This is a genomic window from Stenotrophomonas sp. 71799_Sma, assembly GCF_056482505.1.
Genome location: NZ_CM151202.1, coordinates 4,020,838 through 4,041,295 on the forward strand (window position 1 = coordinate 4,020,838; position 20,458 = coordinate 4,041,295).

The following is a 20,458-nucleotide window of genomic DNA, read 5'->3' on the forward strand; positions in this document are numbered from 1 at the left end:
GTCACCTTCACGCCCCTATAATCGGGCAATGGACTCTTCATGGATCGACGCCACGCTCGCGTGGATTGCCGCTCACCCCGTGTTGGCGGGTGCCGTTATCTTCCTCATCGCCTTCTGCGATGCGGTGATCATTCTTGGCGCCATCGTGCCGGCGCTGCCGCTGCTGTTCGCGGTGGGCGTGTTCATCGGCCTGGGCCAGATCTCCGGGCCGTACGCGGTGGCGGCTGCAGCCCTGGGCGCATTTGCCGGCGACGGTATCAGTTACTGGATCGGCCGACGCTGGGGCGACCGCCTGCGCGGCATCTGGCCGTTCAGCCGCTACCCGCAGCTGCTCGACCGCGGCGAGAACCTGTTCCGCCGCAACGCCTTCAAAAGCATCCTGATCGCACGCTACGTGGGCGCGATCCGCCCGTTCGTGCCGGCCATCGCCGGCATGATGAAGATGCCGGCCAGCCGCTACGTGCAGGCCAGCGGCATCGCCAGCATCTCCTGGGCGGTGCTGTTCCTGGCGCCGGGCTGGATTCTTGGCGAGGCGTATGACGCCGTGGCCGCCGTGGCCGGACGACTGGTGGTGGTGGTCGGCCTGCTGGCGGTGATCCTCGGCCTGGTCTGGGCCATCGTTCTGTACGGCTATCGCTGGTCGGCCGCGCGCATGGACAACTGGCTGGCGCGCCTGCTGGATTGGTCCAACCGTCACCCGACGCTGGGCCGCTACACCGTTGGCGTGCTGGACCCGAAGCGGCGTGAGTCCGTGCCGCTGGCAATGCTGGCGTTGATGCTGCTGGTACTGGGCTGGGGCTGGTTCGCGTTGCTGACCGTGGTGGTCGCACACGGCGAGCCGCTGGCGATCGACCTGCTGGTGCACCAGGCCATGCTGGCGCTGCGCAACCCGCTGGCCGACTACCCGATGGCCGCACTGGCATCGCTGGGCGCCTGGCAGGTACTGCTGCCGGCCACGGCCGCGGCGATGGGCTACCTGGTCTGGCGCCGGCGCTGGATGGCCGCCGCACACTGGTTGGCCGCCCTCGCCTTCGGCCTGGCGCTGACCATGCTGCTCGGTGCCACCGTGGATGTGGTGCGCCCGATCGATGCCAGCAGCGGCTTTGGCTTCCCGTCGGTGTCGGTGACCATGGCCACCATCACCTTCGGCTTCTTCGCGGTGCTGATCGCCCGCGAGATGCCCGGTCGCACCCGCGTCTGGCCGTACCTGGTGTCGGGCATCGTGGTCAGCCTGATCGGCTTCTCGCGCCTGTACCTGGGCGCGCATTGGCTGAGCGATGTGATCGGCGGCATGCTGTTCGGCACGTTCTGGCTGCTGGTGCTGGGCATCGCCTACCGCCGCCGCTTCAACCGCTCGTTCTGGGTGAAGCCGGTGGCCTGGCTGTTCTACGGCGTATTCGCCGTGGCGGCGATGTGGTACGCGCCGCGCCACATTCCGGTGAAGCTGGAGCGGTTCGAGCCGACCCTGCCGGCACCGCAGGCGATGGATGCGCAAGCCTGGTGGCAGCACGACTGGGCCACGCTGCCGGCGCGCCGCAACGAGTTCGACGACGACCAGCGCTGGCCGCTGGACGTGCAGGTGGCGGGCCCGCTGGCGCCGCTGCAGGCGCAGCTGGAAGCCCGCGGCTGGAAGCGGCAGGAGCAGGCCGGCTGGCAGCAGGCGCTGCTGATGCTGGACAAGAACACCGGTGCCGACGAGCTGCCGGTGTTGCCGGCGACGCTGGATACCCGCGTGGAAGCACTGCTGATGGTGCGCCAGGGTGCGAAGCCGGATGAGCGCTATGTGCTGCGCCTGTGGCCGGCACCCGCGCAGCTGCAGCCGGGCAACACGCCGCTGTGGCTGGGCAGTGCACAGACCCTGCGTTACGAGCGCCACTTCGAATGGATCGGCATGTGGCACCCGCTGCGGGGTGTCGACCCGGCGTTGAACGCGGTGAAGGACGCCGTGCAGAACCTGCCGCAGCGGGAGGATGTGCACAGCGAAACCGGGCTGCCGGTGCTGCGGTTGAAGACCACGCCGTGATGGCGCCGGTGCTTCTCTGGTAGTCGCCAACCTTGGTTGGCGCTTCGGGAAAAGGCCGCCAACCAAGGTTGGCAGCTACCGGTTCCGGCGCGCTCTGTCCGTCGCCAACCCTGGTTGGCGTTTCCCGGTTCCGCTGCGCTCTGGTAGTGGCCAACCTTGGTTGGCGGTTATCGGCTACGGCATCCAGCCCAGCAATTGCTGCAACCGCTGGTGCGGGTCGTCCATCTGCAGCAGCTGCAGGCGCTGCTGCTCGCTCAGCGGCAGCAGTTCGGCCAGCCGCCAGCCGACCCAGCTGGCCTGGTCCAGCAACGCCGGGTTGGCCGGTGCATAGGCCTCGCCGGCCTGTTCGATGATGTGCCCCAGCACCGTGGCCAGCAGCGCATGCTGCGGCCGTAGCTCATCGTCCGGGTCTTCATCGCACCAACGCACGTCGGCTACCACCAGACCGTTGTCGCGTACGCGGGTGCGCTCGACATGGAAGCGGCGGGTGCCACGCAGGCGCAACTGCAGCACGCCTTCTGCGCCGACATCGAAGTCTTCGATGCGTACCTGCACGCCATACGCTGCCGGTGTCGCCGGGGCTCCCACTTCCTGGCCGTCGAGGATCAGGCAGACACCAAAGCCTTCGCCACTGCGGCCGCTGTCGCGGACCAGGTCCAGATAGCGGCGCTCGAATACACGCAGGCCCACCGCCGCACCCGGCACCAGCGTGGTGTGCAGCGGAAACAGCGGCAGCGAACCGTCGACGCTCATCGGGCCTGCAGCGCGGCCAGGAAACGGCGCGGCGCGCCGTCGAAGCCACCATTGGACATGAACACCACGTGGTCACCACTGCGCGCGCTGGCCTGCAGTTGCGCCAGCAATGCGTCGGTATCCGGCACCGCGTGCGCTTCGCCGCGCACCGCGGCGATCACCGCGGCCGCATCCCAGGCCAGTTCCGGGCGATGCAGGAACACCACCTCGTCAGCCAACGCCAGCGACGGGGCCAGCGCCTGCGCGTGCGCCCCCAGCCGCATCGAATTGCTGCGCGGCTCCATCGCGACCACGATGCGCGCGTCACCCACCTTGGCACGCAGGCCTTCCAGCGTGGTGGCGATCGCGGTCGGGTGATGGGCGAAATCGTCGTAGATGGTGATGCCGTCATGGCGGCCGATCACTTCCATGCGGCGCTTGACGCTGCGGAAGCGCGCCAGCGCAGGAATCACGTCGGCCGGCGCCACGCCCACCGCATGTGCGGCAGCCAGCGCAGCCAGGCCGTTGAGCACGTTGTGGCGGCCCAGCAACGACCAGTGCACATCGCCCATTGCCTGCCCGCGGTGGTGCACGCGGAAGGCGCTGCCATCGGCGGCCAGCAGCTCGGCATGCCATTCCAGCGACGGGTCGAAGCCGAAGCGCTCGACCGGGGTCCAGCAGCCCATCGCCAGCACTTCGGCCAGATGCGGGTCCTCGCCGTTGACGATCAGTCGGCCACGCGCCGGCACCGTGCGCACCAGATGGTGGAACTGGCGCTGGATCGCGGCCACGTCCGGGAAGATGTCGGCGTGGTCGTATTCAAGGTTGTTGAGGATGGCCACCAGCGGCCGGTAGTGCACGAACTTGCTGCGCTTGTCGAAGAAGGCGGTGTCGTACTCGTCGGCCTCGACCACGAACTCGCGGCCCTGGCCCAGGCGGGCGGAGACGCCGAAATCCTCGGCGACGCCGCCGATCAGGAAACCGGGCGAACGACCGGCGCTTTCCAGCAGCCAGGTGAGGATGGTGGTGGTGGTGGTCTTGCCGTGGGTACCGGCCACGGCCAGGGTGTCGCGGCCCGGCAGCACCTGTTCGGACAGCCACTGGGCGCCGGAGATGTAGCGCTGGCCGGCATCGAGCACGGCCTCCACGGCCGGGTTGCCGCGCGAGAGCGCGTTGCCGATCACCACCTCGTCGGTGCCGGCCGGCACGCTGTCGGCGCGGTAACCCTGGTCCAGGGTGATGCCCAGCTGTTCGAGCTGGGTCGACATCGGCGGATAGATGGCCTGGTCGCTGCCGCTGACCGTATGGCCCAGTTCCCGCGCCAGGGCGGCCACGCCGCCCATGAAGGTGCCGGCGATTGCAAGGATATGTACGCTGCTCATGACCGAGGATTGTGACCGATGACGGCTGTATAGGGCCAATGTCCGATCCGGGGTAAGACAAGTCCTACACAGGATGTGAGAAAACTCCAATCATCTGTCAGGGAAATCCCGATAGCGATGTTCTGTGAACCCGGACACAATTCGAACTGCCAGCCGCAGTACCCGAACCGGTCCTACTCCCCAAGAGGCCATCCCCAAGGGAGCTCATGCTGCGGGGCCCTGAGCAAGCCCTCTGCTGGCGCCTATCAAACGACACAGGCCTGGTCCTCGCGGACCAGGCCTGTGCTTTTTGCGCCCGAAGGACCGGCAGTGCACCGGCCCTGCAGGATCAACCCTTGATCGCCGCCAGGATGCGGGCTTCGATCTCGTCCAGCTCACCGACGCCGTCGACGCGGGCCAGGGTGCCACGGCCGGCGTAGAAGTCGACCACCGGGGCGGTCTGGTCGTTGTAGACCTGCAGGCGCTGGCGCACCGCTTCCGGCGTGTCATCGGCGCGGCCCTGTTCCTTGGCACGACCGGCGATGCGCTCGACCAGCAGCTCGGTGGCCACGTCCAGCTGCACCACGGCATCCAGCGGCTGGCCGATCTTGGCCAGCAGGCCGTCCATCGCATTGGCCTGGGCCACATTGCGCGGGTAGCCATCGAGGATGAAGCCCTTGGCGACATCGGCCTGGGTCAGGCGCGACTCCAGCATGCCCAGCAGGATGTCGTCCGACACCAGGTTGCCGGCATCCATCACCGTCTTGGCCTGCTTGCCCAGCTCCGTGCCCGCGGCGATTTCCGCGCGCAGCATGTCACCGGTCGAAATGTGGGCGATCCCCAGCTTTTCCTTCAGGCGCGTCGCCTGTGTCCCCTTGCCCGAACCGGGCGGTCCCAACAGAACCAATCGCATTGACCTGACTCCAACGTGTTGAAAACAAAGAAGGTTCGCGTCCCGGACGGACCGGTATCGCTGCACCGCAATAGCGCCACTTTACCGCATCCGGGTAATGTCCCTGCAATGTCCCCTCCCCCGAGCAGGTAGAAGCATGCGCAACGGTACTCTCCTCTACGCCCAGTCCGGCGGTGTCACCGCGGTCATCAACGCCACGGCAGCGGCGGTGATCGAGCAGGCCCGGGCCAAGGGCATCAAGGTCCTGGCTGCCCGCAACGGCATCCTCGGCGCCCTGCGCGAGGAGCTGATCGACACCAGCAAAGAGAGTGCCGCCGCGATCCGCGCGCTGGCCCATACCCCGGGCGGCGCCTTCGGCTCGTGCCGGGTCAAGCTGAAATCGCTGGACGCCGACCGTGCCCGCTACGACCGCCTGCTGGAAGTGCTGCGCGCGCACGACGTGCGCTGGTTCCTCTACAACGGCGGCAACGACTCGGCCGACACCGCGCTGAAGGTCTCGCAGCTGGCCAAGGCCTCCGGCTACGACCTGACCTGCATCGGCGTGCCCAAGACCATCGACAACGATCTGGCGGTGACCGACACCTGCCCCGGCTTCGGCTCGGCGGCCAAGTACACCGCGGTCTCGGTGCGCGAGGCGGCGCTGGACGTGGCGGCAATGGCCGAGACCTCCACCCGTGTCTTCATCTACGAGGCCATGGGCCGCCACGCTGGCTGGCTGGCTGCGGCCGCCGGTCTGGCCGGCAACGGCGATGACGAAGCGCCGCACATCATCCTGCTGCCCGAACGCGCCTATGACGAAGCGGCGTTCCTGGCCAAGGTCAAGGCGGTGGTCGAGCGCGTCGGCTACTGCGTGGTGGTGGCGTCGGAAGGCATCGCCACCGCCGATGGCCGCTTCGTCGCCGACGCGGGCGGCGGCAAGGACTCGTTCGGTCACTCGCAGCTGGGCGGCGTGGCGGCGCACCTGGCCGGCCGGGTCAAGGACCAGCTGGGCCTGAAGGTGCACTGGGCGCTGCCCGACTACCTGCAGCGCTCGGCCCGCCACCTGGCCAGCAAGACCGACTGGGAGCAGGCGCAGGCGGTCGGCAAGGCCGCCGTGCAGCTGGCACTGAAGGGCCAGAACGGCGTGATGCCGGTGATCGTGCGCAGCACCGATGCGCCCTATCGCTGGAAGATCGAAGCGGCGCCGCTGTCGAAGATCGCCAATCATGAAAAGAAGATGCCCGCCGGCTTCATCCGCCGCGACGGCTTCGGCATCACCGCCAAGGCACGCGCCTACCTGTCGCCGCTGATCAAGGGCGAAGCCCCGCTGCCGTACGGCACCGACGGCCTGCCGAAGTACGTGACGCTGAAGAACGTGGCCGTGAAGCAGAAGCTGCCGGCCTTCGAGGGCTGAGCCGAAAAAGGGGACGGAGGGGATTAAGTCGTATACGCCCCTCTGTGCTGAGCCCTGTGCGGAGCGCAGGGCACATTGCGGCGGCCGCCGAAGCACCCCACAATCGGGCTCCGGCCCGGGGCAAAGGGGCCGCCGCAAGCCAGATTCGACGCTGCCCGGCCTTCAAGGCCCGGGCCTGTGCTGCCATTTCACAAGGACTGTAACCATGAAGCACCCGATCCTGATCGCCGCGCTGCTGTGCGGTGCTGCCGCGCCGGCCTTCGCTGCAACCTGCGAAAGCAACTTCCAGAAGAAGGGCAATCCCTTCGTCGGCACGACCTTCACCTCATCGGTCACCCATCCGGACCTGACCGTGGCCAGTGCCATCGGCCAGATGCGGGTGATCGCCAAGAACGCCAACATGGACGTCCTCAGCGAGGACGTGGAAGGCGGCTCGATGCTGATCGAAGAGCCGGAATCCATGGCCCACAAGCCGATTCCGATGATCATCAGTGCCACCTCCGAAGGCGGCCAGGGCACCGTCGGCATGGTGGTGAAGGTCAACAAGGGCGCCATTGCCTCGGCCGACGGCGTGCGCGAAGAAATGTGCAAGCTGCTCAACCAGATCAAGCCGGGCAAGGCTGGCGAACAGGCAGCCAAGGCCACTCCGCAGGCGTCGGTGGTAACGATTGCCGCCGACCGCTTCGGCTTCCAGCTGCGCAACCAGAACAAGGACAACCCGGCCGCGGTCGAGCCGCGCTACAAGGGCAAGACCTACGCCATCACCGGTCGCATCACCTCCGTGCTGCGCAGTGGCGGCACCTACAACACCAGCTTTGACCTGCCCAGCGATGGCAGCATCGACTTTGAGCGCGTGGCCATTTCCTGCTCGTTTGCAGCCAACCAGGCCGCGTATGCGCTGGCCCTGCGCCCGCGCGAGAAGGTGACGCTGACCGGCGTGGTCGACAGCTACGACCAGATTGGTCGTGTGTTGTGGTTGAAGGACTGCCGCGGCAACTGATCGCTGCCAGCATGGGAAAAGGCCCGGGTGCGCAGGCGCCCGGGCCTTTTCGTTTCCACAGCGGTTCACGCCTGGCGCACGTGCATCGCAGGATGATGGATGCCCCGTCCGGAGGTCATCATGGCACTGCGTGTTGTTCGACTGGGTACGCCGCGCCACCCCGGCGAAGGGCTGCGCATCGGTACCGTGCGGCGGCCGCCACGCGGCGTGCCGCGCAGTGAGTTCGCGGAACAGGACTGGTACGACGTCTGGTTCCCGACCCTGTCACCCAGCGCGGAACTGGTAAAGCGGGCGCACGAAGCGAAAACCGCGGCCGACTGGAATGCGTTCTTCCGCCACTACAAGGCCGAGATGAAGGCGCCGGACGCGGCCCACGCGCTGGACCTGCTGGCCGCGATGTCACAGCACAGCGACATCAGCGTGGGGTGCTACTGCGAGGATGAAGCGCATTGCCATCGCAGGGCCCTGCGAGAGCTGCTGGTGGCGCGCGGGGCGACGCTGGCGGAGTGATGATTGCAGGGTTGCCGGCCAGCGGCCGGCACTCCCCGTGGATGACCGCGCGGGTACATCGCCCACGCAATTTCAATTGCAGGCCTTGCCTTCCATCTGCAGCTGCGCGGCGAACATCGTCACCTGCGGAATCTGGCCGGCAGCGGCCTGCTTCTTGGCCTCTTCCAGATAGATGCGCGACTGGCCCTGCCCGTCCAGCTCGACCTTGTTGCTCGACGGCAGGCGCCACACCCGCACTACCGCCTGCTGCGCCGGGCACGCGGCATTGGGTACGCGGATCACATCATTGAGCTTCCAGCCCTTGTCGGCGCTTGGCTGCGCCTTGGCATAGTCGACGAAACGCGCGCGCGGCTGGCACTGCTCGCTGGTCCGCACCGGCGCGAAGCGATACGGCTCGGCCGCCTGACCGGTGAAGGCACCTTCCAGGCGCGCGCAGGCCTCGGGAATCTGCCGCAGGGTGTGCACCGCGCCCACGGCCTGGGGGGCACCCACGGCGCGCTGCAGCTCCGGGGTTTCCGCGGCGAGTGCCGGTACGGCCGGGACCAGGGCGGCAAGCATCAACAGGGACAGGCGCATGGGGAATCTCCTACGGGACTGGGCGCAGGCTTGCAGAGGCTGGCTTAACGGGGTGCAAAGGCCTGTGGCTTTCGAATCATGCCCATGGACTGGCGGCATGCGGCGGGGCTCGTAAAAACCAGTCGAGCACGGCTCGACTCTACAGTGCGCGGCACGCATACTGCGGGCACCAGGGAATGCTGAACACCGCCATACGTCGGACGACCACCAAGGTCGGTACGGGTTGGTTCCAGGCTGCAGCCCGTCGTCCCCCTCGTGGTGCCGTTCATCGCCACTGGATGCCTACATCCATTCTGCGGAGGGGTCTAATGCTGGAACGTCACGGGCTGTCATTGGCGCTGGGCTGCGCCATTCTCGCGATCCTGTTCGGAATCGTCTCGGCGCGCTGGATCCTGCGCCAACCCACCGGCAATGAACGCATGATCGCGATCGCCACCGCGATCCAGGAAGGTGCGCGTGCCTACCTCAACCGCCAGTACCTGACCATCGGCGTGGCCGGTGTGGTGCTGTTCGTGCTGGTCGGCATCTTCCTCAGCTGGTACACCGCGATCGGCTTCGCCATCGGTGCGGTGCTGTCCGGCGCGGCCGGCTACATCGGCATGAACGTGTCGGTACGCGCCAACGTGCGCACCGCCGAAGCTGCCCGCCACGGCATCAGCGCGGCGATGGACGTCGCCTTCCGCGGCGGTGCGATCACCGGCATGCTGGTGGTCGGCCTCGGCCTGCTGGGCGTGGCCGGCTACTACGCGCTGCTGCTGCGCATGGGCCTGCAGATGGACCAGGCGCTGCATGCACTGGTCGGGCTGGCGTTCGGCTCGTCGCTGATCTCGATCTTCGCGCGCCTGGGCGGCGGCATCTTCACCAAGGGTGCCGACGTCGGTGCCGACCTGGTCGGCAAGGTCGAAGCCGGCATTCCCGAAGACGATCCGCGCAACCCGGCGGTGATCGCCGACAACGTGGGTGACAACGTGGGTGACTGCGCCGGCATGGCCGCCGACCTGTTCGAGACCTATGCGGTCACCGTCATCGCCACCATGCTGCTGGGCAGCCTGATGCTGGCCGAGGCAGGCGCCAATGCGGTGCTGTATCCGCTGGTGCTGGGCGGCGTGTCGATCATCGCCTCGATCATCGGCGCGCTGTTCGTCAAGGTGAAGCCGGGCGGCTCGATCATGGGCGCGCTGTACAAGGGCGTGATCGTGTCCGGCGTGCTGGCCGCGATTGCGTTCTACCCGATCACCACCGGGTTGATGAGTGACAACGTGCATGGGCCGATGGCGCTGTATGGCTGCGCATTGATCGGGCTGGTGCTGACCGGCCTGATCGTGTGGATCACCGAGTACTACACCGGCACCCAGTACAAGCCGGTGCAGCACGTGGCACAGGCCTCGACCACTGGGCATGGCACCAACATCATCGCCGGCCTTGGCATTTCGATGAAGTCCACCGCGCTACCGGTGGTGGCGGTGTGTGCGGCAATCTGGGGCGCGTTCGCGCTGGCTGGCCTGTACGGCATCGCCATCGCCGCCACCGCGATGCTGTCGATGGCCGGGATGATCGTCGCCCTCGATGCCTACGGACCGATCACCGACAACGCCGGTGGCATCGCCGAGATGGCCGAGCTGCCCTCGGAGATCCGCGACATCACCGATCCGCTGGATGCGGTGGGCAACACCACCAAGGCAGTGACCAAGGGTTATGCGATCGGCTCTGCGGCACTGGCGGCACTGGTGCTGTTCGCCGACTACACCCATAACCTGCAGGCAGCACATCCGGGGCAGGAATTCCGCTTCGACCTCAGCGACCACACGGTGATCATCGGACTGCTGATCGGCGGCCTGATTCCCTACCTGTTCGGTGCGATGGCGATGGAAGCGGTTGGCCGCGCCGCCGGTGCGGTGGTGGAGGAAGTGCGCCGCCAGTTCCGTGAGATCCCCGGCATCATGCAGGGCACCGGCAAGCCGCAGTACGACAAGGCGGTGGACATGCTGACCCGCTCGGCGATCCGCGAAATGATCGTGCCCTCACTGCTGCCGGTGGCGGTGCCGGTGGTGGTCGGCCTGCTGCTGGGGCCACGCGCACTGGGCGGCCTGCTGATCGGCACGATCGTGACCGGCCTGTTCGTGGCCATCTCGATGACCACCGGCGGCGGTGCCTGGGACAACGCCAAGAAGTACATCGAGGACGGCCACTTCGGCGGCAAGGGCAGCGAAGCGCACAAGGCGGCGGTAACCGGCGATACCGTCGGCGATCCCTACAAGGACACCGCCGGTCCGGCGATCAATCCGCTGATCAAGATCATCAACATCGTGGCGCTGCTGCTGGTGCCGCTGCTGTAGATCCACACCATGCGCAAACCCGTAGAGTCGAGCTTGCTCGACTGCTTCTGGCCCACACCGCAAGAGCAGTCGAGCAAGCTCGACGCTACGAGGTCAACGCCCGCGCAGGAAGAACGACACCGGCACCATCACTTCCACCGGGTCGCCGGCCACTTCGGCCGGCGGCGCCGGTACCGGGCTGGCCCGCTGCACGGTGTCCAGCGTCTCCTGGTCGAGCAGCGCGAAGCCACTGCTGCGGCCCAGTTTCAACCCCGAGACCGCGCCATCGCGGGCAACCGCAAAGCGCACGTAGACCACACCCTGCTGGCGCAGCCGCTCGGCCTGGCGCGGATAGCGGCGGTGTTTCTGCAGGTGCCCGAGCAGGCGTCCTTCCCAGGTCGCCTCGGCACGACTGCGTTCGCCGGCCGTGGTCTGCGGTGCGGTGTAGCGTGTGGCCGCGTCAGCCGCCACCTGCGGCGGTGCGCTGGTCTGCGCGACGTTGGCGTCAGCGGTGTGCGGCGACGGCGTCGGCTCCGGTGTACGCGGCGGTGGCAGCTCACCGTGCGGCTGCACCGGCGCCTTGGGTTGCTCGCGCAGGGCCGGCTTCGGCGCCTGCCGCTGCTGTTGCTGCTGCAGCGGCCCGGTGGCGACCTCGCGCGGCGGCACCGGCGGTGCCTGCGCCATCGGCGCCAGTTCCAGCATCAGCGCCGCAGGCGGAACCGCAGCCGTCAGCGCTGGCGCACGAGCCGCCCACCAGCAGGCCGCGCCGATCAACAGCGCATGCACCAGCAGCACGATCGCCAGGCTGGTCGCCCAGCGCCGCAGTCCACTCATCGTGCGCCCTGCTCCAGGCCGACCAGCGCCACCTTCAGGTAGCCGGCCACTCGCAGCGCATCCAGCGTGGCCATCAGTTCGCCATAGGGCACGCGGGTATCGGCACGCAGGAAGATGCGCTGCGTGGTGTCACTGTGAGTGGCCGCCTGCAATGCAGCCGCCAGCCCGTCGCGCGCTACGGCCTGTTCGCCAACGCGCAGCGACAGATCTGCCTGCACGGTCACGTACACCGGTGCCTGTTCCGGCGGCGTGGCACTGGCATTGCTGGCCGGCAGCTGCACCGGCACCGACACGGTGGCCAGCGGTGCGGCCACCATGAAGATGATCAGCAACACCAGCATCACGTCGATGAAGGGCGTGACATTGATCTCATGCGCTTCTTCCGGCGCATCGTCACGGTCGGACGCGGTCCTGATCGCCATCGTCGCGCCTCAGTGCACCGCACGCAGCGGCGCCGCTGCGGTACGCGGAACGGCACGATCGAGATCGCGTGAGACCAGTTGCTGCACGGCCGCCGACAGATCACCGAGCAGACCCCGCAGGCCGGCCAGTACACGGCTGAAGTGGTTGTAGACCAGCACGGCGGGAATCGCTGCGACCAGACCCAGCGCGGTCGCCAGCAGAGCCTCGGCGATGCCGGGCGCAACCACCGCCAGGTTGGTGGTGTTGCTGTGCGCGATGCCGATGAAGCTGTTCATGATGCCCCACACCGTGCCGAACAGGCCGACGAACGGCGCCACCGCGCCGATGCTGGCGAGCACGCCGATGCCGCGTCGCTGCACGCGCGCGGTTTCCAGTTCAATGCGGTCCAGGCGCGAGGCCACGCGCTCCTTGATGCCGTCGCGGCTATCCAGTTCCTGCGACAGGCGCAGTTCGGTGCGCGCTGCGTCCAGCATGGCGAGTGCGGTACCCTGCTGCATACTGGCGTCGGCGCTCTCGCCGGGCAGGCTCGGCGCCTGCAGCAGCAGCGCACGCGCTGCGCGCAGCTGCCGTGCCTGGCGGGCCAGTTCCCAGCCCTTGGCCAGCAGCACGGTCCAGGTGGCCAGCGACGCCAGCGCGAGCGCGATCATCACTGTCTTCACCACCACGTCGGCGGCCAGATACATGCCCCAGGGCGTCAGTGCAGGGGCAGCCACGGGGGCCAGGTCAGCAGGCAGCATCGTCTCGGTTTCCATCAGCATCAGGGGTCGCTGCACGGCGGCGTACCGTGCGCGGATCATTGGCGTCGTCCACTTCCACGACCGGGTTGGGCTCCAACCGCGGTGCGGGCCGACTGAGCACGTAGCCGGCGCTGACCGCGAAGAACAGGCCCACGCCCAGCAGCAGCCGCCAGGACGGATGTGCGCCCCAACAGAACAGCGCGAAGCCCACCGCCATGCCGGCGCTGGCAAACGCCTTGCCCTTGCGCGACACCGCGCCCTGCTCGCGCCACAGCCGCAGTGACGGGCCGTAGCGCGGGTGCGCCAGCAGGCGTTGCTCGAACTTCGGCGAACTGCGCGCGAAGCAGCCCACGGCCAGGATCAGGAAGATGGTGGTCGGCATCACCGGCAGCAGCGCGCCGATCACCCCGAGGCCGACCATCAGCCAGCCCAGCGCGAACCAGAGCCAGCGCATCAGCGTTGCGCCGATAGGCGGGAGGCGTGCATCAGGCGAATTCCACTTCGACGTGGCCGTGCACGCTGCGGAAGGCGGCGTCCGCCGCATCGATCACCTGCTGCTCCTGCTCGGCGCTCAGCGGCACCGCATCCAGCGCAGCGGTGAATTCACGCCAGTGGCGCGCCGCGCCATCCGGGTGCGCGGCCAGGTGACGGGCGCCGAAATCGCGGTCCAGGCCGAGCTTGGTGGCCATCTTGTACAGCACGGTGCCGCCCAGGTTGGATCCTTCGGCCACATACAGCCACCCCAATGCGGCGGGTAGCTCCAGATCGGACGGCAACGCCGCGATGTCGGCCCCCGGCAGGGTCTGCTCCAGATCCTGCAGGTCGCGCGCCACCTGGGTCAGGCGGCGGCGTTCGCCCAGATCGGGCAGCAGTGCGTCCAGCGCAGGGTTGGCATACAGCGCATCGATGCTGCGGTGGAAGCGGTACTGCACGCGCAGGAAACGGGCGAAGTTGCCGCGGTCGGCGAAGATGTCGCCGGCCATGATGCGTTTGTCCAGCGCGCCATGGCTGTCGCGGGTGGCGGCCTTGAGCCGCAGGCTGCGGCTGTCTTCAGGGGCGATGTGTGCGTTCATGGGGGATGCCAAGGGGGTCGTCCTGCTGTAGACGTTCGCCACGGGGCTTTCCCCAAGGCCATGTGCACCGATAATGGCGTATCCCTTCTTCCCGCAGGAACCGACGATGATCACCACCGAACCGCGCATGACCAACCTGTTCCTGCAGCTGGGCCTGGATGCCAGCGCCGAGGGCATCGCCCGCTTCATCCGCGAGCACCAGCTGGCCACCGATGTGGAAGTGGTCGAGGCACCGTACTGGAACGATGCCCAGCGCCAGTTCCTGTCCGAGTCGCTGCAGGCCGATGCGGCATGGACCACGGTGGTGGATGAGCTGAACGAGTCGCTGCACGAAGATGCGGTGAAGGCGGCGACCGGGCTGTAATTGGCTGGAGGAAGGCGCCGGGCATGGCCCGGCGCTACCGTTGTCTCCCGCTGGGGTCAGAGCCCTTTCTGCAGGAAAGGGATCCGACCCCGACGATCAATACTTCCAGGTCAGCGCCAGCCGCGCGGTACGGCCCGGGGCCGGCATCACGCCCAGCGCCAGCGGATCCAGGTAGTAGCGGTCGGTGACGTTGTCCACGCCCGCCTCCACCGACAGCTGGTCGTTGAAGCTCCAGCTGGCGAACAGGTCGACCAGGGTGGTCGGCCGGTACAGCTGCTGGATCGCCGACAGGCCCACGTTCCAGTCCTTGTCCAGCTTGCTGATCGGGCCGGCGTTGTGGACCACGCGGGTACCGAAGGTCAGGCGCTCGTCGAACAGGCGCGAGCCCAGGGTCAGGTTGACCATGTAGCGCGGCGGGTTCTGGGTATTGGTGTACGAGCCCTCGAAGCCGCCGTCCACACAGTTCGGCGTGTTGGCCAGTTCATCGTTCCTGCGCTGTGCACCATAGGCACGGCGCTCGGCGGCGATGTCCGGTGCGCAGGTCTTGGCCTTGAAGTAGTAGTGCGCGGACAGATCAGCAAATACCTTGCCGCTGTCATAGCTGGACTGGAACTCCATGCCCGAGACCTTGAACTGGTCGACGTTGCGGATCAGGCCGGCCGAGAGCGTGCGGTAGTCACGGGTGATCAGGTCGTCGATGCGGGTATCGAAGTACGCCAGCTTCAGCGCCAGGCGGTCGCCGGCGGTGAACAGGTCATAGCGGATGGTGCTGGCACCGATCTCCCAGCTGCGCGCACGCTCCGGCTTCAGCTCGCCCACCGGCTTGGCGGCGGTGAACAGGCCCAGCGTGGTCTCGAACAGGCTCGGCAGCTTGGTGCCTTCGGCATACTTCACGTAGACCATGGTGTCTTCGCTGAAGCGGTAGGCCACGCTGGCGGTCGGCGAGAACGCGGTGTCGCGGCGACGGATCGGCTGCGACCAGCTCCAGCTGACCGGCACCTCCAGGTCCTGCGCCTTGCCGGCGTCGTAGAAGTTCCAGCCACCGATGTCGCCCACCGTACCCTTCTTGTACGGTGAAGCCAGCAGCGATTCCTGGGTGAAATTGCCGTTGGCGTCCGGATACCAGTTCAGCAGCGCGATGCGCTTGGCCCGCCACGACGGCAGCGCCGGGTTGCCATTGAGCAGCTCGGTGTAGCGGTACTGGCCCTGCACCTCGTAGGCATCGGGCATGGCCAGGCGGTTGCGGTCATGCACGTCCACGCGGTTCCAGCGGCCGCCGGCCAGCAGTTCCCAATGCTCATCGGGCTGCCACTTCAGCGAGGCCACGGCACTGTATTCCTTGCGCTCGGCGTTGCGCAGGAAGCGGTTGTTGATCAGGTCATCGTGCATGACCGGCCCCGAGCTGCCCGGTGCGATGTCCTCATCGCTGTAGGACAGGCCGTAGTCGAGGGTGAATGCACCGGCGCGGGTATCGAACTTCGAGGTATTGCTGGCATCCAGGCCGAAGCGCTTCTGCCGCAGCGGATTGCGGTAGGCATCCTTGTAACCGGGGTCGCCACTGAAGCTGGGCGCGTCGTACCACTCGGTGCGGCGATCGAAGTACCAGGGGGTGATGCCGGTCAGGCTGTTGTACATCACGCTGTCGGTGTCGGTGTACGTGGCGTTGACGCGCAGGTCGACCAGCTCGCTGTCCGGGTTGAAGCGATAGCGCAGGGTATAGCTGTCCATGTCGACGTGGCCCGGGTCCCATTGCGGAATGCGGTCACGATCCACACGGATGATCTGCGAGGCCATTATCTCGCCGGCGGTGCCCTCGTAGCGGCGGTAGCCCGCTTCCAGGGTCTGTGCATCGTCGATGCGCCAGGTGCCCTTGAGCAGCGCCGACTTCGAGCGGGCCGAGGTATTGAACACCTCGGTACGCGGCGGATTCAGCGGTGCCAGCGTGCGCCGGGTCTGCGGGAAGTCATCGTAGCCATGCTTGCCGGAGAAGTAGTTGCCGTTGTCGCGGTAGGCGTAGGCGGCAACCAGATCGAAGCGATCCCAGTGTCCCGCAGCGGCGACGTTGAAGAACTGGCTGCCGGTGGCGCTGCGATCGGTGCGCGGCGCGGCGCTGTAGGACGGCAGGTTGTTGGCGCTGTTGTTGGCCAGGCCGCCACGCACGCGCACGCCGAAGTCCCGGCCTTCGCGCAGCACGTCACCGATCTTCAGCGTCTCCATCTCGACCACGCCGCCGATGCCACCGGAGGCGTTGGCCTGCAGGCTCGGGCCCTTGGTGATGGTCAGGCTGGAGATCAGGTCCGGGTCGAGGTAGGTGCGCTGCGACTGGCCGGCATAACCACGGTAGGTATCCATGCTGGACTGGCCACCGTCGATGATCACCGGCACGCGGCCCTGGCCCTGGATGCCACGGATGTTGACGTCAAAGCCGTTGCCCACGCGCGGATCACCGGCGGTGACGCCAGCCACGCCCTTGACGATGTCGCCGTTGGACGTACCGCGGAATCGCTCCAGGTGCGTGCGGTTGAGCGTGGTGGTGGAGCCGACGCTGCGATAGCCGTCGAGCAGGCGCGCCTCGTCGCTGGTTGCGCCGCTGTCGATACGGTCGCCGGCCACGCTCAGCGTATCGGTGACGATCACACCGCTGTCGGCCTGCGCCGACGCTGCCGCTTCCAGGGTCACCGCATCGGCACTGACCCGGCGCACCGCCAGGCCACTGCCCTGCAGCAGGTACTGCAAAGCCTCGCTGGCCGACAGGCTGCCGCTGACCGCACGCGAGGTCACACCCCGGGCCAGGGTGGCCGGGTACACGACCTGCACACCGGACTGGCGCATGTAGCTGCGCAGCGCCTCGTCCAGTGGCTGCGCGGGGATATCGAAGCGCTGCACGGCAGTATGGTCACCGCTGGCATCCTGCGCGAGTACGGAGGGCGCGGCGCTGGCCAGGACGGCCGCCAGCAGGGCGATGCACAGGCGGGACGGGCGCGGCATGCGGCCCGGACGATGGAAATCGAACATGGGGGAACCTGTCAGGTAATCGGTGCCGCGGGCGCGGCGACATCCGCAACACGGGCGGACACGGCGACGTACTGGCGGCGGCGGGTACGTTCGCGGAGTAAGACGGATGAAAGCGTGGCAACCCCAAGAGCGATTTGCGGCCGCGGCAGGTGCCGACCGTGGGTCGGCTGCTTGCTGCGGTGGGTGCCAACCGTTGATAGGCTGCTTGCAGTGGTGGGTGCCAACCGTTGGTCGGCTGCTTGCAGTGGTGGGTGCCGACCGTTGGTCGGCACAGGGACGGTCATCCACGCATGGCGTGGATCTACTGCACGATGGCGACGCCGAATGGAAGACGAGTAACCCGAAGACCTGCTGTTGCCGCCAACGCATCCAGCGCCTGCTCCGGGCGATCGATGCGCAATGCTGCACTGACGGCCGGCAGCTGCGACAGATCGCCACGCACGAAGGTCGGGCCAGCGCGATAGCGCCCGACCCATTGCATGGCCTCGGCGACGCTGGCCTGCTCCAGCAGCAGTTCACCCTGCCGCCACGCGCCGACACTGTCGGCCGCCACATCTCCCAGACGCGTCACGCCACTGCGCTCGCCATAGACCGCACGCTGTCCCACCTGCAGGTAGGTCCAGCCACCGTCGGCCGGGCTGGCCACGCGCACCCTGCCCTGTCCGACCTGGGTTTCCACCTGATCGTTGTCGCGTGCGACGGAGAACGCGGTCGAGATGTCCTCGACCACGCCATTGCCCGCGCGCACGCTGAAACGCCGCTGGGCATCCGGGCTGACCTCGAACCAGGCGCGCCCGCGCAGCAGCTCGATCCGGCGTGCATCGGCATCAAACCGCACGGCGATCGCGCTGTCCGCATCCAGCACGGCTCGACTGCCATCGGGCAGTTGCACGTTCTGCACGACATGCGTACTGCGATGGTCGGCCTGTAGCCGCAACCAGGCCTCCGGCCATGCCACCAGCATCGCCAGCGCAGCTGCAGCGGCCATTGCCCAGCGCAGCCGCCGCGGGCGCCGGCGTTCGGCGGGCCGGGCCTGCGGGCGTGGTCCGACGCTGCGCCACAGCGCGCGCTCGTGCTCGAAGGCCCGACGGTGCCCCGGCTGTGCCAGCCAGCGTTCGAACTCATGCATGCGCCCCTCGCCGATGTCACCCGAGGCCAGCCACGCGATCCAGCCCCGGGCCTGTTCGGCCAGGGCATCGTCATTGGCGGCGGGCAGCGTGTTCGGCGGGCTCATCGGCTGGCGGACAGGCGCATTCAAGCGCGGGCGGAGGAACTAGACCGCATCCACGGTCCAGTGATCAAGACGTTTCAGCGAGGGCCAGCCCCAAGCCGGGGCGATCATCGGCCGCTGCGCGCCCAGGCCAGGCGTTGCAGCGCGGTGCGCACATGGTTCTCGACGGTAGTCACCGACACACCCAGACGGCGGGCGACCTCGGCCTGGGTCAGGCCCTGCAGGCGGTTGAGCCGGAAGATGGTGCGGGTCGGCTCCGGCAGGTGTCCCGCCGCGTCGAGCACCCGCTGCAGCTCGTCCTGTGCCATCGCCTGCTCCTCAGTCGAGATCACCTCGTCCGGCCCCCAAAGGTAGTGGTCGGCCAGCAGACGGTTGCGCCGGGTCGATTCGCGGCCATGGTCGGTGGCCAGGTTGGCGGCCAGCCGGTACAGATAGGCGCGCGGGTTGTCGATGGCCTGGCTGTCATCGACGCCACGTGCCTTGAACCACACCGCCTGGATCACGTCCTCGGCGCCGTTGTCGCCCCCCAGGATGCGTTGCACCCGGCGCAGCAACGCAGGCCGCTCGCGGATCAGCAGTTCGGTGAGGGAGGCGGCATTGGAGGACATGCGCGGAACCGGGACGACAGACGGAAGGCGCGGCGCATGCTACTCCGTTAATGAGAATCAGTCACGTTCTCATCAATGGATGCATCCGGTCAGCCCGTCATAGACGCTCTGCGAGGTCCCCGGCAGCGGGTCATGCAGTGGATTGCGTGCGGCGAGCGCGGCATGGAAGGCTTCCACCGGGGTTCCCGCCACCAGCGGCAGGCGGCACAGCCAGGTCGGTTGCCGGGCCACGATCGCGCCATCGTTGCGGGACACGTCCAGATCGCTGGCGGCGAATGCCCACAGGCATTCATGCACGGTTCCCCGCACCGCATCCACCGAACAGCGCAGGCGCAGGGCGCGGATATCGCTGTATTCGCCCTCGCAGAAGGTGTCGCCACAGATGGCATCGAAGCCATGCTGCAAACGGCCTTCCAGGGCAAAGAAGCGGTCCCAGTTGGCCTCCTGGTGCGGGTAGTCGATCAGGTCGACATAAGGGGACGCCTGGGCCAAAGGCGCAACCAGCAACATGCAGGTCAGGCCAAACGACAGGGCAGACACGTTCATGGGCAGACTCCTTGGGAAGGTTGGTCCAGCCTGCGCTCCCATGCCGGCCGCCCCCATCAGCCAATCCCGGCCTGCCCGGTAGGCCCCCGCCCCGCAGCGCCGTCGGCCCCTCCCTCTGCACAGCGCCCGGCAAAGGCATAAAATGGGGGGCTATCCGTCTACATCCCCCACCTGGAGCACGACCATGGGTCTGGAACTCGTCTCGCCCGGCAAGAACCCGCCGGAAGAAATCAACGTCATCATCGAGATCCCGAAGGACTCGGAGCCGGTGAAGTACGAAGTGGACAAGGAAACCGGCGCGATCTTCGTCGACCGTATCCTGTCCACCCCGATGCGCTACCCCTGCAACTACGGCTACGTGCCGAGCACCCTGTGCGGCGACGGCGATCCGGCCGACGTGCTGGTGGTGCTGCCGCTGCCGCTGGTGCCGGGCTCGGTCGTGCGCTGCCGTCCGGTCGGCGTGCTTAAGATGAGCGATGAGGCGGGCAGCGACGAGAAGATCCTGGCCGTGCCGGTGTCGAAGATCTTCAGTGGCTATGCCCACGTCGAAGACATCGCCCAGGTGTCCAGCCACTGGCTGGAGCGCATCGGCCACTTCTTCGAGCACTACAAGGACCTGGAGAAGGGCAAGTGGGTCAAGCTCGACGGCTGGGGCGGCGCCGCTGAGGCCAAGCAGATCCTGATCGAGGCGCACCAGCGCCATCTCGACAGCAAGGCCTGAGCCTGAACCGGATCGCTCCGGCGGCACCCCGCTGGAGCGATGCGGGTCACGTTTCATGACGACGGCACATCACACGTGCCGCC

At 67.6% G+C, this 20,458-nt stretch carries 20 protein-coding genes; 7 read left to right on the forward strand and 13 right to left on the reverse strand.

Going from position 1 to position 20,458, the window contains the following annotated elements; all coding sequences use genetic code 11:
- Positions 1-28 precede the first annotated feature (28 nt).
- A complete protein-coding gene (locus ACZK4Z_RS18640) occupies positions 29-2,023 on the forward strand; it encodes a bifunctional DedA family/phosphatase PAP2 family protein (protein WP_125894975.1) in 1,995 nt (664 codons plus the stop codon).
- Positions 2,024-2,197: 174 nt separating this feature from the next.
- Here the strand turns inward: ACZK4Z_RS18640 and ACZK4Z_RS18645 are convergent, their stop codons facing one another.
- The 3 genes from ACZK4Z_RS18645 to ACZK4Z_RS18655 all read right to left on the reverse strand — a co-directional run bounded on the left by ACZK4Z_RS18645 (position 2,198) and on the right by ACZK4Z_RS18655 (position 5,029).
- The gene (locus ACZK4Z_RS18645) at positions 2,198-2,776 is read right to left on the reverse strand and encodes an LON peptidase substrate-binding domain-containing protein (protein WP_125894977.1); all 579 of its coding nucleotides are present in this window, start codon (positions 2,774-2,776) and stop codon (positions 2,198-2,200) included.
- Positions 2,773-4,137 (reverse strand): UDP-N-acetylmuramate:L-alanyl-gamma-D-glutamyl-meso-diaminopimelate ligase, encoded by a 1,365-nt coding sequence (gene mpl, locus ACZK4Z_RS18650; RefSeq protein ID WP_125894979.1) that lies wholly within the window; start codon positions 4,135-4,137, stop codon positions 2,773-2,775. The genes ACZK4Z_RS18645 and mpl overlap by 4 nt, the downstream gene beginning before the upstream one ends.
- 328 nt (positions 4,138-4,465) lie before the next feature.
- Positions 4,466-5,029, reverse strand: a complete 564-nt coding sequence (locus tag ACZK4Z_RS18655) for an adenylate kinase (protein WP_032128385.1) — start codon at positions 5,027-5,029, stop codon at positions 4,466-4,468.
- A gap of 136 nt (positions 5,030-5,165) precedes the next feature.
- Here ACZK4Z_RS18655 and ACZK4Z_RS18660 point away from each other — a divergent pair, with 136 nt between their 5' ends.
- The 3 genes from ACZK4Z_RS18660 (at position 5,166) to ACZK4Z_RS18670 (ending at position 7,932) form a co-directional block, all read left to right on the forward strand.
- Complete coding sequence (locus tag ACZK4Z_RS18660; protein ID WP_125894981.1) at positions 5,166-6,422, forward strand: 6-phosphofructokinase; 1,257 nt, start codon at positions 5,166-5,168, stop codon at positions 6,420-6,422.
- Positions 6,423-6,627: 205 nt separating this feature from the next.
- Entirely contained in the window at positions 6,628-7,422 is a 795-nt protein-coding gene (locus ACZK4Z_RS18665) for a hypothetical protein (protein ID WP_049400701.1), read from the forward strand.
- A 120-nt stretch (positions 7,423-7,542) separates the two neighbouring features.
- Positions 7,543-7,932 (forward strand): DUF488 domain-containing protein, encoded by a 390-nt coding sequence (locus tag ACZK4Z_RS18670; RefSeq protein WP_032128407.1) that lies wholly within the window; start codon positions 7,543-7,545, stop codon positions 7,930-7,932.
- Between the two features lie 72 nt (positions 7,933-8,004).
- On the opposite strand, the gene ACZK4Z_RS18675 is transcribed toward ACZK4Z_RS18670, so the two are convergent.
- On the reverse strand, positions 8,005-8,508 hold the full coding sequence (locus ACZK4Z_RS18675) for a hypothetical protein (protein ID WP_032128388.1): 504 nt from the start codon (positions 8,506-8,508) through the stop codon (positions 8,005-8,007).
- 308 nt (positions 8,509-8,816) lie between these two features.
- Here ACZK4Z_RS18675 and ACZK4Z_RS18680 point away from each other — a divergent pair, with 308 nt between their 5' ends.
- Positions 8,817-10,844: a sodium-translocating pyrophosphatase gene (locus ACZK4Z_RS18680; RefSeq protein ID WP_125894983.1), complete on the forward strand. Its 2,028-nt coding sequence runs from the start codon at positions 8,817-8,819 to the stop codon at positions 10,842-10,844.
- 93 nt (positions 10,845-10,937) lie between these two features.
- Here ACZK4Z_RS18680 and ACZK4Z_RS18685 read toward each other — a convergent pair whose 3' ends face one another.
- The 5 genes from ACZK4Z_RS18685 to ACZK4Z_RS18705 are packed head-to-tail and all read right to left on the reverse strand — an operon-like array spanning position 10,938 to position 13,890.
- A complete protein-coding gene (locus tag ACZK4Z_RS18685; RefSeq protein WP_125894985.1) occupies positions 10,938-11,657 on the reverse strand; it encodes an energy transducer TonB in 720 nt (239 codons plus the stop codon).
- Positions 11,654-12,079 carry a TonB system transport protein ExbD gene (gene exbD, locus ACZK4Z_RS18690; RefSeq protein ID WP_125894987.1) on the reverse strand — a complete coding sequence of 142 codons (426 nt, stop codon included), beginning with the start codon at positions 12,077-12,079 and terminating at the stop codon, positions 11,654-11,656. Before exbD ends, ACZK4Z_RS18685 begins: the two co-directional genes overlap by 4 nt.
- Positions 12,080-12,088: 9 nt before the next feature.
- Positions 12,089-12,817 carry a tonB-system energizer ExbB gene (gene exbB / locus ACZK4Z_RS18695; protein WP_107431601.1) on the reverse strand — a complete coding sequence of 243 codons (729 nt, stop codon included), beginning with the start codon at positions 12,815-12,817 and terminating at the stop codon, positions 12,089-12,091.
- Positions 12,804-13,271, reverse strand: coding sequence for a YbaN family protein (locus ACZK4Z_RS18700; protein WP_125894989.1), 468 nt, complete (start codon positions 13,269-13,271; stop codon positions 12,804-12,806). The genes exbB and ACZK4Z_RS18700 overlap by 14 nt, the downstream gene beginning before the upstream one ends.
- A 31-nt stretch (positions 13,272-13,302) precedes the next feature.
- On the reverse strand, positions 13,303-13,890 hold the full coding sequence (locus ACZK4Z_RS18705; protein WP_125894992.1) for a biliverdin-producing heme oxygenase: 588 nt from the start codon (positions 13,888-13,890) through the stop codon (positions 13,303-13,305).
- Between the two features lie 106 nt (positions 13,891-13,996).
- Between ACZK4Z_RS18705 and ACZK4Z_RS18710 the strand changes: the two genes are divergently transcribed.
- Entirely contained in the window at positions 13,997-14,254 is a 258-nt protein-coding gene (locus tag ACZK4Z_RS18710; protein WP_006390068.1) for a DUF2789 domain-containing protein, read from the forward strand.
- Positions 14,255-14,350: 96 nt separating this feature from the next.
- Here ACZK4Z_RS18710 and ACZK4Z_RS18715 read toward each other — a convergent pair whose 3' ends face one another.
- From ACZK4Z_RS18715 to ACZK4Z_RS18730, 4 genes are all read right to left on the reverse strand, one after another.
- A complete protein-coding gene (locus ACZK4Z_RS18715; protein WP_478450983.1) occupies positions 14,351-17,269 on the reverse strand; it encodes a TonB-dependent receptor in 2,919 nt (972 codons plus the stop codon).
- A 301-nt stretch (positions 17,270-17,570) separates the two neighbouring features.
- A complete protein-coding gene (locus ACZK4Z_RS18720; RefSeq protein ID WP_125894996.1) occupies positions 17,571-18,503 on the reverse strand; it encodes a FecR family protein in 933 nt (310 codons plus the stop codon).
- A gap of 104 nt (positions 18,504-18,607) precedes the next feature.
- Entirely contained in the window at positions 18,608-19,108 is a 501-nt protein-coding gene (locus ACZK4Z_RS18725; protein WP_125894998.1) for an RNA polymerase sigma factor, read from the reverse strand.
- 72 nt (positions 19,109-19,180) lie between these two features.
- Entirely contained in the window at positions 19,181-19,654 is a 474-nt protein-coding gene (locus ACZK4Z_RS18730) for a hypothetical protein (RefSeq protein WP_125895000.1), read from the reverse strand.
- 184 nt (positions 19,655-19,838) lie between these two features.
- On the opposite strand from ACZK4Z_RS18730, the gene ppa reads away from it, so the two are divergent.
- The gene (gene ppa / locus ACZK4Z_RS18735; protein ID WP_005410935.1) at positions 19,839-20,375 is read left to right on the forward strand and encodes an inorganic diphosphatase; all 537 of its coding nucleotides are present in this window, start codon (positions 19,839-19,841) and stop codon (positions 20,373-20,375) included.
- The last annotated feature ends 83 nt before the right edge of the window (positions 20,376-20,458 follow it).

What these genes read in the sequence shown, in the direction of transcription:
- ACZK4Z_RS18640 (WP_125894975.1), top strand. Translation starts at nt 29, where the DNA reads ATGGACTCTTCATGGATCGACGCCACGCTCGCGTGGATTGCCGCTCAC.
- ACZK4Z_RS18645 (WP_125894977.1), bottom strand. Translation starts at nt 2,776, where the DNA reads ATGAGCGTCGACGGTTCGCTGCCGCTGTTTCCGCTGCACACCACGCTG.
- mpl (WP_125894979.1), bottom strand. Translation starts at nt 4,137, where the DNA reads ATGAGCAGCGTACATATCCTTGCAATCGCCGGCACCTTCATGGGCGGC.
- ACZK4Z_RS18655 (WP_032128385.1), bottom strand. Translation starts at nt 5,029, where the DNA reads ATGCGATTGGTTCTGTTGGGACCGCCCGGTTCGGGCAAGGGGACACAG.
- ACZK4Z_RS18660 (WP_125894981.1), top strand. Translation starts at nt 5,166, where the DNA reads ATGCGCAACGGTACTCTCCTCTACGCCCAGTCCGGCGGTGTCACCGCG.
- ACZK4Z_RS18665 (WP_049400701.1), top strand. Translation starts at nt 6,628, where the DNA reads ATGAAGCACCCGATCCTGATCGCCGCGCTGCTGTGCGGTGCTGCCGCG.
- ACZK4Z_RS18670 (WP_032128407.1), top strand. Translation starts at nt 7,543, where the DNA reads ATGGCACTGCGTGTTGTTCGACTGGGTACGCCGCGCCACCCCGGCGAA.
- ACZK4Z_RS18675 (WP_032128388.1), bottom strand. Translation starts at nt 8,508, where the DNA reads ATGCGCCTGTCCCTGTTGATGCTTGCCGCCCTGGTCCCGGCCGTACCG.
- ACZK4Z_RS18680 (WP_125894983.1), top strand. Translation starts at nt 8,817, where the DNA reads ATGCTGGAACGTCACGGGCTGTCATTGGCGCTGGGCTGCGCCATTCTC.
- ACZK4Z_RS18685 (WP_125894985.1), bottom strand. Translation starts at nt 11,657, where the DNA reads ATGAGTGGACTGCGGCGCTGGGCGACCAGCCTGGCGATCGTGCTGCTG.
- exbD (WP_125894987.1), bottom strand. Translation starts at nt 12,079, where the DNA reads ATGGCGATCAGGACCGCGTCCGACCGTGACGATGCGCCGGAAGAAGCG.
- exbB (WP_107431601.1), bottom strand. Translation starts at nt 12,817, where the DNA reads ATGCTGCCTGCTGACCTGGCCCCCGTGGCTGCCCCTGCACTGACGCCC.
- ACZK4Z_RS18700 (WP_125894989.1), bottom strand. Translation starts at nt 13,271, where the DNA reads ATGCGCTGGCTCTGGTTCGCGCTGGGCTGGCTGATGGTCGGCCTCGGG.
- ACZK4Z_RS18705 (WP_125894992.1), bottom strand. Translation starts at nt 13,890, where the DNA reads ATGAACGCACACATCGCCCCTGAAGACAGCCGCAGCCTGCGGCTCAAG.
- ACZK4Z_RS18710 (WP_006390068.1), top strand. Translation starts at nt 13,997, where the DNA reads ATGATCACCACCGAACCGCGCATGACCAACCTGTTCCTGCAGCTGGGC.
- ACZK4Z_RS18715 (WP_478450983.1), bottom strand. Translation starts at nt 17,269, where the DNA reads ATGTTCGATTTCCATCGTCCGGGCCGCATGCCGCGCCCGTCCCGCCTG.
- ACZK4Z_RS18720 (WP_125894996.1), bottom strand. Translation starts at nt 18,503, where the DNA reads ATGAGCCCGCCGAACACGCTGCCCGCCGCCAATGACGATGCCCTGGCC.
- ACZK4Z_RS18725 (WP_125894998.1), bottom strand. Translation starts at nt 19,108, where the DNA reads ATGTCCTCCAATGCCGCCTCCCTCACCGAACTGCTGATCCGCGAGCGG.
- ACZK4Z_RS18730 (WP_125895000.1), bottom strand. Translation starts at nt 19,654, where the DNA reads ATGAACGTGTCTGCCCTGTCGTTTGGCCTGACCTGCATGTTGCTGGTT.
- ppa (WP_005410935.1), top strand. Translation starts at nt 19,839, where the DNA reads ATGGGTCTGGAACTCGTCTCGCCCGGCAAGAACCCGCCGGAAGAAATC.